The 15895-nt window shown below is 63.8% G+C and carries 11 protein-coding genes and 1 other RNA gene; 4 read left to right on the top strand and 8 right to left on the bottom strand.

Features of this window, described 5'->3' with window-relative positions:
• Positions 1-49: 49 nt before the first annotated feature.
• Both tesB and BV82_RS23350 read left to right on the top strand, forming a co-directional pair.
• Positions 50-919 (top strand): acyl-CoA thioesterase II, encoded by an 870-nt coding sequence (gene tesB / locus BV82_RS23355; RefSeq protein ID WP_010222945.1) that lies wholly within the window; start codon positions 50-52, stop codon positions 917-919.
• Entirely contained in the window at positions 916-1509 is a 594-nt protein-coding gene (locus BV82_RS23350; protein ID WP_010222946.1) for an HAD family hydrolase, read from the top strand. Before tesB ends, BV82_RS23350 begins: the two co-directional genes overlap by 4 nt.
• An 83-nt stretch (positions 1510-1592) precedes the next feature.
• On the opposite strand, the gene BV82_RS23345 is transcribed toward BV82_RS23350, so the two are convergent.
• The 3 genes from BV82_RS23345 to BV82_RS23335 all read right to left on the bottom strand — a co-directional run bounded on the left by BV82_RS23345 (position 1593) and on the right by BV82_RS23335 (position 5620).
• On the bottom strand, positions 1593-4064 hold the full coding sequence (locus BV82_RS23345; RefSeq protein ID WP_081839709.1) for a TonB-dependent siderophore receptor: 2472 nt from the start codon (positions 4062-4064) through the stop codon (positions 1593-1595).
• Between the two features lie 106 nt (positions 4065-4170).
• Positions 4171-5118: a FecR domain-containing protein gene (locus BV82_RS23340; protein ID WP_036996932.1), complete on the bottom strand. Its 948-nt coding sequence runs from the start codon at positions 5116-5118 to the stop codon at positions 4171-4173.
• Position 5119: 1 nt separating this feature from the next.
• Positions 5120-5620, bottom strand: coding sequence for a sigma-70 family RNA polymerase sigma factor (locus tag BV82_RS23335; RefSeq protein ID WP_010222949.1), 501 nt, complete (start codon positions 5618-5620; stop codon positions 5120-5122).
• A gap of 139 nt (positions 5621-5759) precedes the next feature.
• Here BV82_RS23335 and BV82_RS23330 point away from each other — a divergent pair, with 139 nt between their 5' ends.
• Positions 5760-6770 carry a zinc-dependent alcohol dehydrogenase family protein gene (locus BV82_RS23330; RefSeq protein ID WP_010222950.1) on the top strand — a complete coding sequence of 337 codons (1011 nt, stop codon included), beginning with the start codon at positions 5760-5762 and terminating at the stop codon, positions 6768-6770.
• A gap of 9 nt (positions 6771-6779) precedes the next feature.
• On the opposite strand, the gene BV82_RS23325 is transcribed toward BV82_RS23330, so the two are convergent.
• A complete protein-coding gene (locus BV82_RS23325; protein ID WP_036996931.1) occupies positions 6780-7664 on the bottom strand; it encodes a LysR substrate-binding domain-containing protein in 885 nt (294 codons plus the stop codon).
• A 159-nt stretch (positions 7665-7823) separates the two neighbouring features.
• On the opposite strand from BV82_RS23325, the gene ydiJ reads away from it, so the two are divergent.
• The gene (gene ydiJ, locus BV82_RS23320; protein WP_036996929.1) at positions 7824-10844 is read left to right on the top strand and encodes a D-2-hydroxyglutarate dehydrogenase YdiJ; all 3021 of its coding nucleotides are present in this window, start codon (positions 7824-7826) and stop codon (positions 10842-10844) included.
• 7 nt (positions 10845-10851) lie between these two features.
• On the opposite strand, the gene BV82_RS23315 is transcribed toward ydiJ, so the two are convergent.
• From BV82_RS23315 to lldD, 4 genes are all read right to left on the bottom strand, one after another.
• Positions 10852-11262, bottom strand: a complete 411-nt coding sequence (locus tag BV82_RS23315) for a DUF4952 domain-containing protein (RefSeq protein WP_010222953.1) — start codon at positions 11260-11262, stop codon at positions 10852-10854.
• 86 nt (positions 11263-11348) lie between these two features.
• Positions 11349-11740: a transfer-messenger RNA gene (gene ssrA / locus BV82_RS23310) on the bottom strand.
• Between the two features lie 89 nt (positions 11741-11829).
• A complete protein-coding gene (locus BV82_RS23305; RefSeq protein WP_036996927.1) occupies positions 11830-14640 on the bottom strand; it encodes an FAD-binding and (Fe-S)-binding domain-containing protein in 2811 nt (936 codons plus the stop codon).
• Between the two features lie 78 nt (positions 14641-14718).
• Entirely contained in the window at positions 14719-15864 is a 1146-nt protein-coding gene (gene lldD, locus BV82_RS23300) for an FMN-dependent L-lactate dehydrogenase LldD (protein ID WP_010222956.1), read from the bottom strand.
• Positions 15865-15895: the final 31 nt, after the last annotated feature.

Raw genomic sequence — 15895 nt, 5'->3', positions numbered from 1 at the left:
AAACCCTGTATTATTTGCTGCAGTTGCGCATTGCCTTGGAGAATCTTGAATGAGCCACGTGTTGGACGATCTGGTTGACCTGTTGAGCCTGGAATCGATCGAGGAAAACCTGTTCCGCGGGCGAAGCCAGGACCTGGGTTTCCGCCAGCTGTACGGCGGCCAGGTGCTGGGCCAGTCGCTGTCGGCGGCCAGCCAGACGGTCGAGGAGGCGCGGCATGTGCATTCGTTGCACGGTTACTTCCTGCGCCCGGGCGATGCCAGCATGCCGGTGGTCTATTCGGTCGACCGTGTGCGCGATGGCGGCAGTTTCAGCACCCGGCGGGTGACCGCGATCCAGAAGGGCCAGACCATCTTCACCTGCAGCGCCTCGTTCCAGTACGACGAAGAAGGCTTCGAGCACCAGAGCCAGATGCCCAAGGTGGTCGGCCCGGAGAACCTGCCGTCGGAAGTCGAACTGGCCAAGCGCATGGCCGATCGCCTGCCTGAGGCGATCCGCGACAAGATGCTCTGCGCCAAGCCGATCGAAATGCGCCCGGTGACCGCCGAGGATCCGTTCAACCCCAAGCCGGGCGAGCCGGTGAAGTACGTCTGGTTCCGCGCCGATGGCAACCTGCCGGACGTGCCGGCGCTGCACAAGTACATGCTTGCTTACGCGTCAGATTTTGGCCTGCTGACCACCTCGCTGCTGCCCCACGGTAAATCGGTGTGGCAGAAAGACATGCAGATCGCCAGCCTCGACCACGCGCTGTGGTTCCACGGTAACCTGCGTGCCGACCAGTGGCTGCTGTATGCCATGGACAGCCCATGGGCCGGCAATGCCCGTGGTTTTGCCCGCGGCAACATCTACAACCAGGCCGGGCAACTGGTGGCGTCGTCGTGCCAGGAAGGCCTGATTCGACATCGCAAGGATTGGCAATGAGCCTGCAGCAAATTCGCCACTGGGTGTTCGACATGGACGGCACCCTGACTGTCGCCGTGCACGATTTTGCGGCGATCAAGGAGGCGCTGGAGATTCCGCAGACGCACGACATCCTTACCCACCTGGCCGCTTTGCCGGCCGCCGAGGCCGCGGCCAAGCATGCCTGGCTGCTGGAGCATGAGCGTGAGCTGGCGATCGGTTCGCGCCCGGCCACCGGCGCTGTGGAGCTGGTTCGCGATCTGGCGGCGCGCGGTTGCCAACTGGGCATTCTGACCCGTAACGCCCGTGAACTGGCGCACATCACCCTGAAAGCGATCGGCCTGGCCGACTGCTTTGCCGTCGAGCACATCGTCGGCCGTGATGAAGCCCCGCCCAAGCCGCACCCGGGTGGCTTGTTGAAGCTGGCCAAAGCCTGGGACGTGGCGCCGACCGAGATGATCATGGTCGGCGATTATCGCTTTGACCTGGATTGCGGTCGGGCGGCGGGGGCGCGGACGATTCTGGTCAACCTGCCGGACAATCCCTGGCCGCAGCTGGCCGACTGGCATGCGGCGGATTGTCGAGCGTTGCAGAGGATGCTCGACCAATAGCTGGCAAGGCCGGCTTCCACAGGTGGGCTGCACGTGGTCCTTGTGGGAGCTGGCTTGCCAGCGATGAGGCCCTCACACCTTACTCAGAACTCCCAGCGCGTCGTCAGCATCACATTGCGCGGATCACCGTAGTAGGTGGTGTCGTAGTTACCCAGCCCGGTCAGGTAGCGCTTGTCGAACACGTTGTTGGCATTGACCGTGAAGCTCAGTTGCTCGTTGTACTGGTAACGGGTCATCAGGTCGACCAGGGTGTAGCCGCCTTGCTTGATGAAGGTGTAGTCGTTCACCGAGCGATTGTAGATCTTGCCGTAGAACGCACTCTGCCAGTTGACCCCACCCCCGACGGTCACTTTGTCCAGCACCCCAGGCAGGCGATAGGTAGTGAACAGCCGCACCAGGTGCTCAGGCTTGCTGGTGCTCATCGGGAAGCCATAGATGTGTTGCTCGTCGGCATCGCGTGAGCGCGCGTAGGTGTAACCGGCCGAGAGGTTCCAGCCTTTCTGCAGTTCACCGGCAACTTCCAGTTCGATGCCTTGAGTGGTGGCGCCGCTGGTAGCCTTGTAAATGCCTTCGTTGGTCGCAGGGTTGGTGCCGATCGACTCGGCGACGTTGTCCTGCTCGATGCGAAACAGCGCCAGGCTGGCGTTGAGCTTGCCGTCGAAGTAGGCCGCCTTCAGACCGGTTTCGTAGCTGTCGCCTTCGACCGGGTCGAGGGTGGCGCCGTTGCTGTCCTTGTTGCTCTGTGGCTGATAGATCGAGGTGTAGCTGGCGTACACCGAGTAGGTGTCGTCGAGGTCGTAGACAATGCCGGCGTATGGGGTGACCACGCCGTGTTGCTTGTAGCCGGACTGGTTGTCCTGGAAGGTCGGGTTGAGGCCGTCATAGTCATATTGGTCGCTGTACTTGAAGGTACTGACCCGGGTGCCGAGGATCACCGACAGGTCGTCGCTCGGGTGCAGGCGGGTGGCGAGGTAGGCGCCGTTCTGGCTCTTGTTTTGCTCGTACTTGCCGTTTTTCGGGAACGCCGGCACCGCAATGTGACCGTCCCAGTCAAAGATGCTGCCTGGCACCATGGCAAACTCACTGGTGTCCCAGGTCGCGCCGGTCTGGTGGGAATGGTTGGTGTCCAGGCCGACGACCAGGTCATGCTGGCGACCGAACAGGGTGAACGGGCCGGAGAGGTTGAGGTCGGCGCTGTTCTGTACCCGATGACCTTCCCAACGCCCCCAGAAGAACGACATGCCATCACCATTGCGATCCGGCGCGCCACCGCTGGCCGAGGCCAGGCGAGTGTCGTGGTCGCTTTGCAACTGGTTGACCGTCAGCTTGAGCGACCAGTCATTGGCCAGCGCCTGTTCCAGCGAGGCGAAGTAGGTGCGGTTCTGGAAGTCGCGGCGGCTCCAGTCGGCGCCCGGGTTGAACGAGCGGGAGAAGTCGGTGCGGCCGCCGTCGGTGTAGTACACCGGGTTACCGGTCCATGAGCTGCCGCGCGGGGTGGTGGTCTGCTGGTCGATGCCGACGGTCAGCAGGGTGTCGGGGGTGATGTCGGCCTCGAGGATGCCGTAGTACACCTCTTTGCTTTGCTGGTAGTGGTCCTGGTAGCCCTTCTTGTCCTGTTGCGCGCTGACGAAGCGCCCACGCACGCTGGCGCTGCTGTTGATCGGGCCGGAGACATCGACTTCGCCACGGTAGTTGTCCCAGCTGCCGGCACTGCCGGTGAGCGAACTCTGGAACTGCGCGGTAGGTTTTTTGCGAATCAGGTTGACCGTGGCCGACGGGTCGCCGGAGCCGGTCATCAGACCGGTCGCGCCCTTGAGCACTTCCACTCGGTCATAGATGGCCATGTCGACATGCGCGGTGCCTTCGCCATACACGCCGTCATACACGGTGTTGACGCCGTCGTACTGGTAGTTGGTGATCACCAGGCCACGGCTGGAGAACTCGGTACGGTCGCTGTCATAGGTTTGCGCCGACACGCCGGGGGTATTGCGCAACACATCGGAAATACTCTGGGCACCCTGGTCATCCATCTGTTGGCGGGTAACCACGGTGATGGTTTGTGGCGTTTCGCGGATCGACAGCGGCAGCTTGGTCGCGGTGCGGGTTGCCGCCGTGGTGTAGGAATGGGTGCCCTCGGTGGTCTCACCCAGGCCTTGGGCATTGATGCTGGTGGCGCCCAGTTCCATTACCGCGCCACTGCTGGCCGGCACCAGCACGTAGCCGCCGTTGGATTGGCGCTGAGCCTGCAGACCGGTGCCGCTGAGCAGACGCGCCAGGCCTTCTTCCACCGAGTAGTCGCCTTGCAGGCCGGCCGACTGCTGGCCCTGGGTCTGCCGGGCATCGAACGACAGGGTGATGTTGGCGCGGGTGGCGAACAGGCTCAGGGCGGTGCCCAGCGGGCCCGGGGCGATCTGGAACTGGGTGCTGGCGCTCTGCGCCATGGCCTTGGCGGGCAGCAGCGCGAGCAACGGCAGCGGCGCCAGGGTCAGGCCGAACAGCGCCAGGTGGACAGCGCGAACCAGCGGGCGAGGGGCGCGCGGACAAGTCGGGGGCATGCAGGATTTCCTTCGATTGGCTGGGCAGAGGGGCGGTCGAAATGTGCCGCTTTACCTGCGTAGCCGAATGAGAATGAAAATCGGCAACCCTTTGTGCGAAATTTCTTCAGACAGCTTCAATGCTGACCCAGTAGCGGGTCAGGTAACGCACCCTGACCGGCAACGACACGCCGAGGTTTTCCAGGATGGTGTCGGTGTCGTCGATACGAAAGGCGCCGGACAGGCGCACGTCGGCGACGCTTTCGGCGCAGCGCAGCACGCCGGGACGGTAACGGCGCAGTTCGCTGATGAAGTCCTCCAGGCGCCATTCGATCACGGTCAGCATGCCCTGGGTCCAGGCACCCGTGCCGGGCAGGGCATTATGGGCGGCGGCAATCTGCTTGCGGTCGAAGCTGACGCTTTGCCCGGCCTCCAGGCGCAGCATCAACAGCGGCTGGTCGAGCGGACGCACTTCAACCGCATGCTCCAGCACGGTGACCCGGCTCAGGCCATTGTCGCTACGGACGTTGAAGCGCGTACCGAGGGCGCGCACCCGGCCTTCGGCCGTTTCGACAATGAACGGGCGAGCCGCGCTATCACGGGCGGTCTGCACCATGATTTCGCCGCTGTACAGGCGCAGCAGGCGTTGCTGGCCGTCGTAGCGGATATCCACCGCGCTGTCGGTATTGAGTTCGAGCTGGCTGCCATCGTCGAGGCGTACCTGGCGGCGCTGACCCTTGCCGGTGCGCAGCTCGGCCATCCAGGCCTGGCCCGGAGTACTTTCCCGTACGGCCCATCCCGTTGCACCGACGGCCATCAGCAGTGCCAGGGTCTTGAGCACGGCGCGACGCCGGGCGCGCACGCCGGCCAGGGTCGGCAGGGCGACATCGGCGGGCAGTCGCCCCAGCTGGCGCTGCAGCTTTTCTACCCGGGCCCAGGCCTGGGCATGGGCCTGGCTCTTGCCCAGCCAATCCTGCCAGGCCTGCACCTGGGCAGCGCTGGGCGGTGCGGCGTTGAGCTGCACGTACCAAGTGGCGGCAGCTTCGAGGGTGCGAGCGTCCAGCGGCTGGGCCATGTCAGTCGTCCGTCAGCAGCAGGCAGTGGGTCATGGCGCGGATCAGGTGCTTCTTCACCGTGGTCACCGACACCCCCAGGCGCTCGGCAGTGGCCACATAGCTCAGGCCTTCGAGCTGTACGGTGAGGAAGATAGTGCGCGTACGCTCGCCCAGACCATCGAGCATCTGGTCCACGGCCAGCAAGGTTTCGAGGATCAGCAAGCGGCTTTCCGGCGATTCGGCGACCCGCTCCGGGCGCAGCGCCAGTGCGTCCAGGTACGCCTGTTCAAGCGCCTTGCGGCGAAACTTGTCGATCATCAACGCATGGGCAATGGCACCCAGGTAGCTGCGCGGCTCGCGAATAGTGTCGGCATTGCGCGCGTTCAAAACCCGGATAAAGGTGTCCTGGGCAAGGTCGGCGGCATCGCTGGCATTGCCCAGGCGAGCACGCAGCCAGTTCTTCAACCAACCATTATGTTCGCTGTAGAGCGCGTGCAGGGCAGCATGATCGGGAGCGGGCATGGTGGGGCAATATCGAGTAATTGATAATTAGTCGCATTATTGTGGTTTGCTGGCGAACTATGCAAGCGCTGGTGCTTGACCTGGGGCAGGGGCAGGCAAAGACTGGTCAGCTATTTGTCTATCGACTCAGGAGGTTTCCATGACCAGCAGGGCCATTATCGTCCAGACCGGCGGTGGTTACGACAAGGTGCAGGTCGGCACCCGTGAGGCTGCGGCGCCGCAAGCCGGCGAAATCAGCGTGCGCCTGCACGCCAACTCGCTCAACTATCACGACTTCGCCGTGGTCAGTGGCATGTGGGGGCCGACTGCGCCGCGTATTCCCATGGCCGACGGCGCCGGTGTGGTGACCGCGGTGGGTGCTGGCGTGAGCGAGTTTGCCGTGGGCGATGCGGTGGTCAGCACGTTCTTCCCTGACTGGCTGGACGGCCAGCCGCTGGTCGAAGGTTTCGCCACGGTCCCGGGCGACGGCATCGATGGTTACGCCCGCGAACAGGTGACTGCCCGCGCTACCTCTTTTACCCATGCGCCCAAGGGCTACAGCCACGCCGAAGCGGCGACCCTGACCACCGCCGGCCTCACCGCCTGGCGCGCACTGATGGCCGATGACTCGCTCAAGCCAGGCGATACCGTGCTGGTGCAAGGTACCGGTGGCGTGTCGATTTTCGCTCTGCAATTCGCCAAGCTGGCCGGTGCCACGGTGATCGCCACGTCCTCCAGCGACGAGAAGCTCGAGCGCCTCAAGGCCCTCGGTGCCGACCACCTGATCAACTACCGCAGCACCCCGGCCTGGGGCGAGAAGGTGCGCCAGCTCACCGCCAACCGCGGCGTTGATCATGTGATCGAGGTGGGCGGCCCGGCGACCCTTGAGCAGTCGATGATCGCTGCGCGTATTGGCGGGCATGTGTCGCTGATCGGCATCCTCACCGGGGTGGCGGGCAACCTGCCGCTGGTCCAGGCCCTGGTGCGGCAGATTCGCCTGCAAGGTGTGCTGGTCGGCAGCCGGGCGCAGCAGCAGGCGATGGTTCGCGCCATTGATGCCAATGGCCTGCGTCCGGTGGTGGACAAGACCTTCGACCTGGAGCAGATCGTCGAGGCCTTCCGCTACCAGGAAAGCAACCAGCACTTCGGCAAGATCTGCCTGAGCATCTGAGCCTGGGCCTCAGATTTGCCCCAGCAACCAGCCGCGAAACGCCGTCAGCGACGGCAGCGACTGGTTGCGTGGCGGGTAGATCAGGTAGTAGCTGCGCTGGCTGGCAAAGGGTGCACCGACGCTGACCAGTTCACCGCTGGCCAGCTCGTCGGTCACCAGGATGCGCGGCACCAGGCCGATGCCGATGCCGGCGCGCACCGCCTGGATCAGGTGCGAAGTCAGCTCGAAGCTGGGCCCCAGGCGCATGCTGCGGTGCGCCAGGCCATGGTGGGAAAACCATTCGCCCCAGGCGTTGGGGTTGTTAGCCACGTTGAGCAGCAACTGCTCGCGCACGTGTGCCGGTGACCAGTCGGCCTGGCTGGCGGCGGTGTCCGGCGAGAGGATCACCAGTAACTCTTCGGCATGCAGGCGATGACAGACCAGCCCCGGCAGGTCGGCATTGCCGACGACGATGGCGGCGTCGATGCCGCTGGTTTCAAAATCGATGGCTTCGATGCGTGAATTGATGTGTACCAGCATGCCCGGGTGCAGCTTGTAGAACTCATGCAGGCGCGGCAGCAGCCACTTGGAGCCGAAGGTCGGCAGGGTCGCCAGGCGCAGGCTGCCTTCGCCGGACTGGTACGCCATGGCCTGCAAGGTGGCGCTGCGAATCCGCCCGAGGGCTTCGCTCATTTCCCGCTGATACAGCCTGCCGACATCGGTCAGGCGTACCTGACGGCCTTCACGGCGGAACAGGGTCAGGCCCAGTTGCTGCTCCAGCGCCTGCACCTGGCGGCTCACCGCGCTCTGGGTCAGTGACAGCTCGGTGGCGGCGCGGGTGTAGCTTTCATGCCGGGCAGCGGCTTCGAAAGCCAGCAGCAATGACATGGACGGCGTGAGGTGGCGGTAATTCATTCGTAAAAGTCATCGATAGCGGCAGAAATATCCAGTTGTCCCCAGCGGCATGCTCCGGGATCATTGGCACATCAGTGTCTTGAGGCTGACCTAATTATGCTCAGCCAGCAAGTGTTCCGATATTCCCGTGATTAGCCAAATTAAAGAGGCCATCCTTTGATGATCGCCCAACTGCCGACCAGCGCCCCTGCTGCCGACTACGCCGATTTTCTTGCCGCCCTGCGCGCCAGCGGTTTCCGTGGCCAGTTCAGCGCCGACTACGCCACCCGTACGGTGCTTGCCACCGACAACTCGATCTACCAGCGCCTGCCGCAAGCGGCGGTGTTCCCGCTGGATGCCGACGACGTCGCGCGGGTTGCCACGCTGACCGCCGAACCGCGCTTTCGCCAGGTCAAGCTCACGCCCCGTGGTGGCGGTACCGGCACCAACGGCCAGTCGCTGACCGACGGCATCGTCGTTGACCTATCGCGGCATATGAACAACATCCTCGAGATCAATGTCGAGGAGCGCTGGGTGCGGGTCCAGGCCGGGGTGGTCAAGGATCAGCTCAACGCCGCGCTCAAGCCTCACGGGCTGTTCTTCGCCCCGGAGCTGTCGACCTCCAACCGCGCCACCGTCGGCGGCATGATCAACACCGATGCCAGTGGCCAGGGCAGCTGCACCTACGGCAAGACCCGCGATCACGTGCTTGAACTGCACAGCGTGCTGCTCGGCGGCGAGCGCCTGCATACCCTGGCGATCGACGACCAGGCGCTGGAGCAGGCCTGCGCGCAGCCAGGGCGCAGCGGTGAGGTGTACCGCATGGCCCGGCAGATCCAGCAAACCCAGGGCGAGTTGATCGAGACCATCTTCCCCAAGCTCAACCGCTGCCTGACCGGTTACGACTTGGCGCACCTGCGTGACGAGCAAGGCCGCTTCAACCTCAACAGCGTACTGTGCGGCGCCGAAGGCTCGCTGGGGTATGTGGTCGAGGCCAAGCTCAACGTGCTGCCGATTCCCAAGTACGCGGTGCTGGTGAACGTGCGTTACAGCAGCTTCATGGACGCCCTGCGCGACGCCAATGCGCTGATGGCGCACAAGCCGCTGTCGATCGAAACAGTGGACTCCAAGGTACTGATGCTGGCGATGAAGGACATCGTCTGGCACAGCGTCGCCGAGTACTTCCCTGCCCAAGCTGAGCGCCCGACCCTGGGCATCAACCTGGTGGAGTTCTGCGGTGATGACCCGGCCGAAGTCAACGCGCGGGTGCAAGCCTTCGTTGCCCACCTGCAGGCCGACACCGGAGTTGAGCGCCTGGGCCACACCCTGGCCGAAGGCGCCGAAGCCGTGACCCGGGTCTACACCATGCGCAAGCGCTCGGTGGGCCTGCTCGGCAACGTCGAAGGCGAAGTGCGCCCGCAGCCGTTCGTCGAAGACACGGCAGTACCGCCTGAGCAACTGGCCGACTACATTGCCGACTTCCGTGCCTTGCTCGACAGCTACGGCCTGGCCTACGGCATGTTCGGCCATGTCGATGCCGGCGTGCTTCACGTGCGCCCGGCCCTGGACATGAAAGACCCGGCCCAGGCGGCGCTGGTCAAGCCGATTTCCGATGCCGTGGCGGCGCTGACCCATCGCTATGGCGGCCTGCTCTGGGGCGAGCACGGCAAGGGCCTGCGCTCGGAATATGTGCCGGATTTCTTCGGTGAGCTGTACCCGGCACTGCAGTCGCTCAAGGGCGCGTTCGACCCCTACAACCAGCTCAACCCCGGCAAGATCTGCACCCCGCCAGGCAGCGAGCAGGGCCTGATCAAAGTCAACGAAGCGCCGATGCGCGGCGATTTTGACCGGCAGATCGATGAGCGGGTCTGGCAAAGCTTTGGCAGCGCCGTGCACTGCAACGGCAACGGCGCCTGCTACAACTTCGACCCTAACGACGCCATGTGCCCGTCGTGGAAGGCCACCCGCGAACGCCAGCATTCGCCCAAGGGCCGTGCCTCGCTGATCCGTGAATGGTTGCGCCTGCAGGGTGCGGCCAGCATCGATGTATTGGCGGCGGCAAAGAACAAGACTTCATGGCTCAAGGAGCTGCCCAAACGCCTGCGCAACAACCAGGCACGCTCCCGTGGCGATGCGGATTTCTCCCACGAAGTCTACGAAGCCATGGCCGGCTGCCTGGCGTGCAAGTCCTGCGCGGGGCAGTGCCCGATCAAGGTCAACGTACCGGAGTTTCGTTCGCGCTTCCTGGAGCTGTACCACGGTCGCTATCAGCGCCCGCTGCGTGACTACCTGATCGGTTCGCTGGAGTTCAGCATTCCCTACTTGGCTTATGCGCCAGGCTTGTATAACGCGGTGATGGGGTCGAAATGGGTCAGCCGCCTGCTCGAACGCCATGTCGGCATGCTCGACAGCCCGCTGATCAGCCGCTACAACCTGCAGAACACCCTGACCCGCTGCAACGTGCGCGCGGCCAGCGTGCCGGCGCTGCGCGAGCTGACCCCGGCCCAGCGTGAGCGCAGCATCGTGCTGGTTCAGGACGCCTTTACCCGTTACTTCGAAACCCCTTTGCTGGCGTCGTTCATTGAGCTGGCCCACCGTCTTGGCCATAAGGTGTTCCTCGCGCCCTACAGCGCCAACGGCAAACCCTTGCATGTCCAGGGCTTCCTCGGCGCCTTCGCCAAGGCGGCGATTCGCAACGCCAACCAGCTCAAGGCCCTGGCCGATTGCGGTGTGCCGCTGGTCGGCCTCGACCCGGCCATGACCCTGGTGTACCGCCAGGAGTACCAGAAGGTCGAAGGTCTGAGCGATTGCCCGAAAGTCCTGTTGCCGCAGGAATGGTTGATCGACGTACTGCCCGAACAGGCCGCGGGCGCTAGCGAAACCTTCCGCCTGCTGGCCCACTGCACCGAGAAAACCAACGTGCCGGCCAGTACTCGTCAATGGGAACAGGTATTTGCCCGCCTGGGGCTGAAGCTGGTGACTGAAGCCACCGGCTGCTGCGGCATGTCCGGCACCTACGGCCACGAAGCGCGCAATCAGGACACCTCGCGGACCATCTTCGAGCAGTCCTGGGCCGGCAAGCTGGATAAACAGGGCGAGGCGTTGGCCACCGGCTATTCATGCCGCAGCCAGGTCAAGCGCATGGCTGACCGCCAGTTGCGCCATCCGCTGGAGGTGTTGCTGCAGTACGCCAAGGGCTGATGGCCGGTCAGGGCTCGAGGGTATCGACGCTGACGGTGATGTAGAAGAACTCGATCTGTGCCCACTGCGAGCGCTGGTTGGCCAGCGTCTCTTCGGAGGCCATGAGGACTTGGTATTTGATGCCGCTGTGTGGGTCGCGGTGGAAGTGGCGCAGCGAGTCCCACATGCAGCAGAAAAACTGCAGGCGACCCATGCCGTAGGTTCGCTGCAGGTAGGCCTCAGCCACCGCTGCTTCGCTGCCCTTGACCTTGTAGGTCGCAATCAAGGGCGCCGTTTGGGCTTCAACTTCCTGATGGCAGCCCAGATACTCGATGCCCTTGGGGTAAGCGCCAGATGCACTCAGGAAGTTCTCGCACAGAGGGGCGGCCTGTAGTGCGCTGCACAACAGCAACAGGGCCAGGGTAATCAGTGGGCGCATGGGCTTCGTCCTTGAGCAATGCTTTTGAGAGGGCAACAAAAAAGGCATCGGCGCAAGCGCCAGATGCCTTTTTCGTTTTGCGTATTTGGTGGAACCGGGGGGATTTGAACCCCCGTCCGCCAGTGATCCGCTGTCGGTCCTACATGCTTAGCCGTGTCTATTGAGTTAATCCGCAGCCGCCCGACGGGCAGGGTGCTTTGGACGAGTTGTGTAAGTTTTAGCCGCTTCGTCCACAACGTACTGCACGGCGATCCTGTTCTGTATGACAATCACTTCGGGTTTACAGGCATCCCCTAGTGATTGCTGGAGCCGAAGCTACCAGGAGAGCGGGCTCAGCTGCTTACGCAGCGAGAGCGTAACCCTCGTAGTTTTCGTCATTGGCAACTATAGAAAGTTGCAACAGTGGATTTACGAGTTCTGTTACCAACTCGGCATGCACCTAGAGTTTCACTACCGGCGTCGAATCCTAATCGGCCCCATGTGTTGCGCTCTAGCTGTAAGCGTTTTTCAACGCTCGAGGTTCAGTATACGCCATCGGTCGAGCGACGTCGACTGCTGGTCCAGGGTTCAGATCGCTCGCGCCCGGGTTACGCGGTCCACCAGATAGACAAGACCGTGATAATCGATCCCGCCATGGTTCGACAGGCCGATCTCGCAGGTGCGGCTGGTGGAGATTCCTTCACTGCAGTACTGCACCGCATCCTTGAGGCTGCGCAGCGAATGGGCATTGAGCTCCGGGGTGGTGAAGCCCTTGTCGCCGGCAAAGCCGCAGCAATGGATGCCTTCGGGAATCACCACTTGTTTGCTGCAACGCCGCGCCAGGTCGATCAGCGCCTGGCTTTCGCCCAGGTGCTGGGTGCTGCAGGTCACATGCACGGCGATCGGCTCTTCCTGGGGGGTGAACTCCAGTTTGTCGACCAGGTGGGTGCGGATGAAACGCACCGGGTCATAAAGGTCCAGGCGCGTTTCCGCCAGGTCCTGAACTAGGCGCAAGGTGCACGGGCTGGTGTCGCAGTAGATCGGATCGAGGCCGCCGCGGCTGGCGTGGAGCAGGGCGTTGATCAGCTCCTGGCGCTTGTGCTCGGCCTGCTCGGCGTAACCCTTGGAGGCAAACGGCTGGCCGCAGCAAAGGCTGTCCTGGTTGTCCGGGAACACCACTTGATAGCCGGCCTTTTCCAGCAGGGCGCGGGTCTTGTCCAGCAGCGAGGTCTGCTCGCGGTCCGTCGCCGCCGGGCCCATGACCCGCGAAACACAAGCGGCCAGGTACACCACCCGTGGCCGCGCGTCGTTGCTGGCCGGGGTCAACTGAACGGCCTTGAGCGGTTGCGGCATGGCCGGCGTCCACTGCGGCACACGGCCATGGCTGAGCGTGCTCAGGCTGGCGCTCAGGCGACTCAGGCGCGGCGCACCGAGTAATCGGCGGGCGCCATTGGCCGCCTGCAGGGTAAAGCGTGCACCGCTGAGGGCGGTGTGGAAGTTGTCGGCCAGCCAGTCGGCGGTCTTCACATGACCGGCTGCCTGGGCGCGCAGTTTTTTCACCAGTTCGCCGGTGTTGATCCCCACCGGGCAGCGCTGGGCGCACAGGCCGGTGGCGGCGCAGGTGTCGATGCCCTGGTACTGGTAGTCACGTTCCAGCTCGCGGGTGTCGCTGCCGGCACGTTTTTTCGCCTGGATATCGCGCCACATGACGATGCGCTGGCGCGGGCTCAGGGTCAGGCCTTTGGAGGGGCAAACCGGTTCGCAGAAGCCACATTCGATGCACTTGTCGACAATCTCGTCGGCCGCCGGTAGCGGCTTGAGGTTCTTCAGGTGGATTTGCGGGTCTTCGCTGAGCACCACATCCGGGTTGAGAATGCCATTGGGGTCGAGCAGGCGCTTGAGCTGCCACATCAACTGGTAGGCATCGCTGCCCCATTCCAGTTCGACGAAGGGCGCCATGTTGCGCCCGGTGCCGTGTTCGGCCTTGAGCGAGCCGCCGAATTCCACCGCCACCAGTTGCGCTACGTCGTCCATGAACGCCTGGTAACGCGCGACCTCTTCAGCGCTGTTAAAGCCCTGGGTGAAGACGAAGTGCAGGTTGCCTTCCAGGGCATGGCCGAACAGGATCGCCTCGTCATAGTGGTGCTTGTCGAACAGCGCAATCAGGCGATTGACGCCAATGGCCAGTTGTTCGACCGGGAAGGTCACGTCTTCGATGATCACCGTGGTGCCGGTCTTGCGCACGGCGCCGACGGCGGGGAAGGTGTCCTTGCGGATGGCCCAGAGCTTGGCGTTCTCTTTGGCGTCTTCGGTGAAGTCGACCTGCTTTTCCACCGGGAAGCTGGCCAGCGAGGCCATGATCTGCGCCAGTTGTTCGTGCAGCAGCGCCTGGGTTGCCGCCCGCGATTCGATCAGCAGCGCGCAGGCACCTTCGGACAGTTGCTGGACGAAGGCCGGCATCCCGGGCTTGTCCTGCACCGAGCGCAGGCTGCGCCGGTCGAGTAGCTCCACCGCCGATACCGGTTGGCTTTTGAGTACGGTGACGGCGTTGCAGCAGGTTTCCACATCCGGGAAGACGATCAGTGCCGAGGCTTTGTTCGGGTGATCGATCACCGTGTCGTAGGTCACGGCACTGATAAAGCCCAGGGTGCCTTCGGAGCCGACCAGCAAGTGGCTGAGGATATCCAGCGGCTGGTCGTAGTCGATCAGGGCATTGAGCGACAGGCCGGTGGTGTTCTTCAGGCGGTACTTGTGGCGAATCTTCGCTGCCAGTTCGCTGTTGGCGCGGGTTTCCCGAGCCAGGCGCGCGAGCTCATCGAGCAAGCCGGCGTGGCTGTGTTCGAAGGCGGCGACACTGGCCGGATCTTCGCTGTCCAGGCGCGTGCCGTCGGCCAGCACCAGGCGCATGCCGGCCAGAGTGTGATAGGTGTTCTGCGCGGTGCCGCAGCACATGCCGCTGGCATTGTTGGCGACGATGCCGCCGATCTTGCAGGCATTGATCGAGGCCGGGTCCGGGCCGATCTTGCGCCCGAACGGTGCCAGCCAGGCGTTGGCCTGGGCGCCGATCACCCCGGGTTGCAGGCGAATCTGCTGGCCCTGGTCGCGAATCTCGCGGCCGTTCCAGTTATCGCCGAGCACGATCAACAGTGAATCGCTGATGGCCTGGCCAGACAGGCTGGTGCCGGCGGCGCGGAAGGTTACCGGCACGCGCTCACGCTGGGCCAGCTTGAGCAGGGCGACCACTTCATCTTCGGATTCGACGCGCACCACCAGCTTGGGGATCAGCCGGTAGAAGCTGGCATCGGTGCCGAACGCCAGGGTCGAGAGCGGGTCGTCGAAACGTCGCTCGCCGGGTATCAGGCGGGCTACCGAATCGAGGAACGCGGCGGGCAGACTCATGCAATCTCCTCGTGGGGCCTTGGCGTCTGGTGCGCCGCGTGCCCCGGTCAATCAGGCGGTGATTCGAAGGCGCACCAATCAGGCACCCAGTTCGCGGACCAGCGAGTCGCGGGTGATTTCGCTGATCGATTTGGCACCTGTCAGCACCATGGCCACGCGCATTTCTTTTTCGAACAGGTCCAGCAGGTTTTTCACTCCAGCTTCGCCGGCGGTGGCCAGGGCATAGAGGAATGCGCGGCCGATCAGCACGGTGTCGGCGCCCAGGGCGATCATGCGCACTACATCCAGGCCGCTGCGGATGCCGGAGTCGGCGAGGATCTTCAGCTCGCCTTTGACCGCGTCGGCAATCGCCGGCAAGGCGCGGGCGCTGGACAGTACGCCGTCGAGCTGGCGGCCGCCGTGGTTGGAGACGACGATGCCGTCGGCGCCGAACTTCACGGCGTCCTTGGCATCTTGCGGGTCGAGGATGCCCTTGATCACCATCGGGCCTTCCCAGAAATCACGGATCCACTCAAGGTCTTTCCAGGAAATCGACGGGTCGAAGTTGGCACCCAGCCAGCCGATGTAGTCGGCCAGGCCCGTCGGGCTGCCGCGGTAGGCGGAGATATTACCCAGGTCATGGGGTTTGCCCAGCAGACCGACATCCATGGCCCACTGCGGATGGGTCATGGCCTGCCAGACCCGGCGCAGCGGTGCATTCGGGCCGCTCATGCCCGAGTGGGCATCACGGTAGCGAGCGCCGGGTACCGGCATGTCGACGGTGAACACCAGGGTGGTGACGCCAGCAGCCTTGGCGCGCTCCAGGGCGTTGCGCATAAAGCCGCGGTCCTTGAGCACATAGAGCTGGAACCACATGGGCCGGTCGATGGCGGGTGCCACTTCTTCGATCGGGCACACCGACACGGTCGACAGGGTGAACGGAATGCCTTTGGCCGCTGCCGCGCGGGCCGCCTGGACTTCGCCGCGGCGTGCATACATGCCGGTCAGGCCGACCGGCGCCAGGGCCACCGGCATGCTCAGGGTTTCGTTGAACAGTTGGGTCTCAAGGCTCAGCTCGGACATGTTCTTCAGCACGCGCTGACGCAGGGCGATACCGGCCAGGTCCTGAACGTTGTGGCGCAGCGTGTGCTCGGCATAAGCACCGCCGTCGGCGTAGTGGAACAAAAACGGCGGCAGCTTGCGTTGGGCAGCTGCGCGGTAATCGGTAGAGGCAGAAATGATCATGGGGTCTCGCAGCGTTGGTTAAAGGGGCGGC

The organism is Pseudomonas donghuensis, assembly GCF_000696345.2.
Taxonomy (GTDB): domain Bacteria; phylum Pseudomonadota; class Gammaproteobacteria; order Pseudomonadales; family Pseudomonadaceae; genus Aquipseudomonas; species Aquipseudomonas donghuensis.
This window is presented reverse-complemented; position numbering and strand designations above follow the sequence as displayed.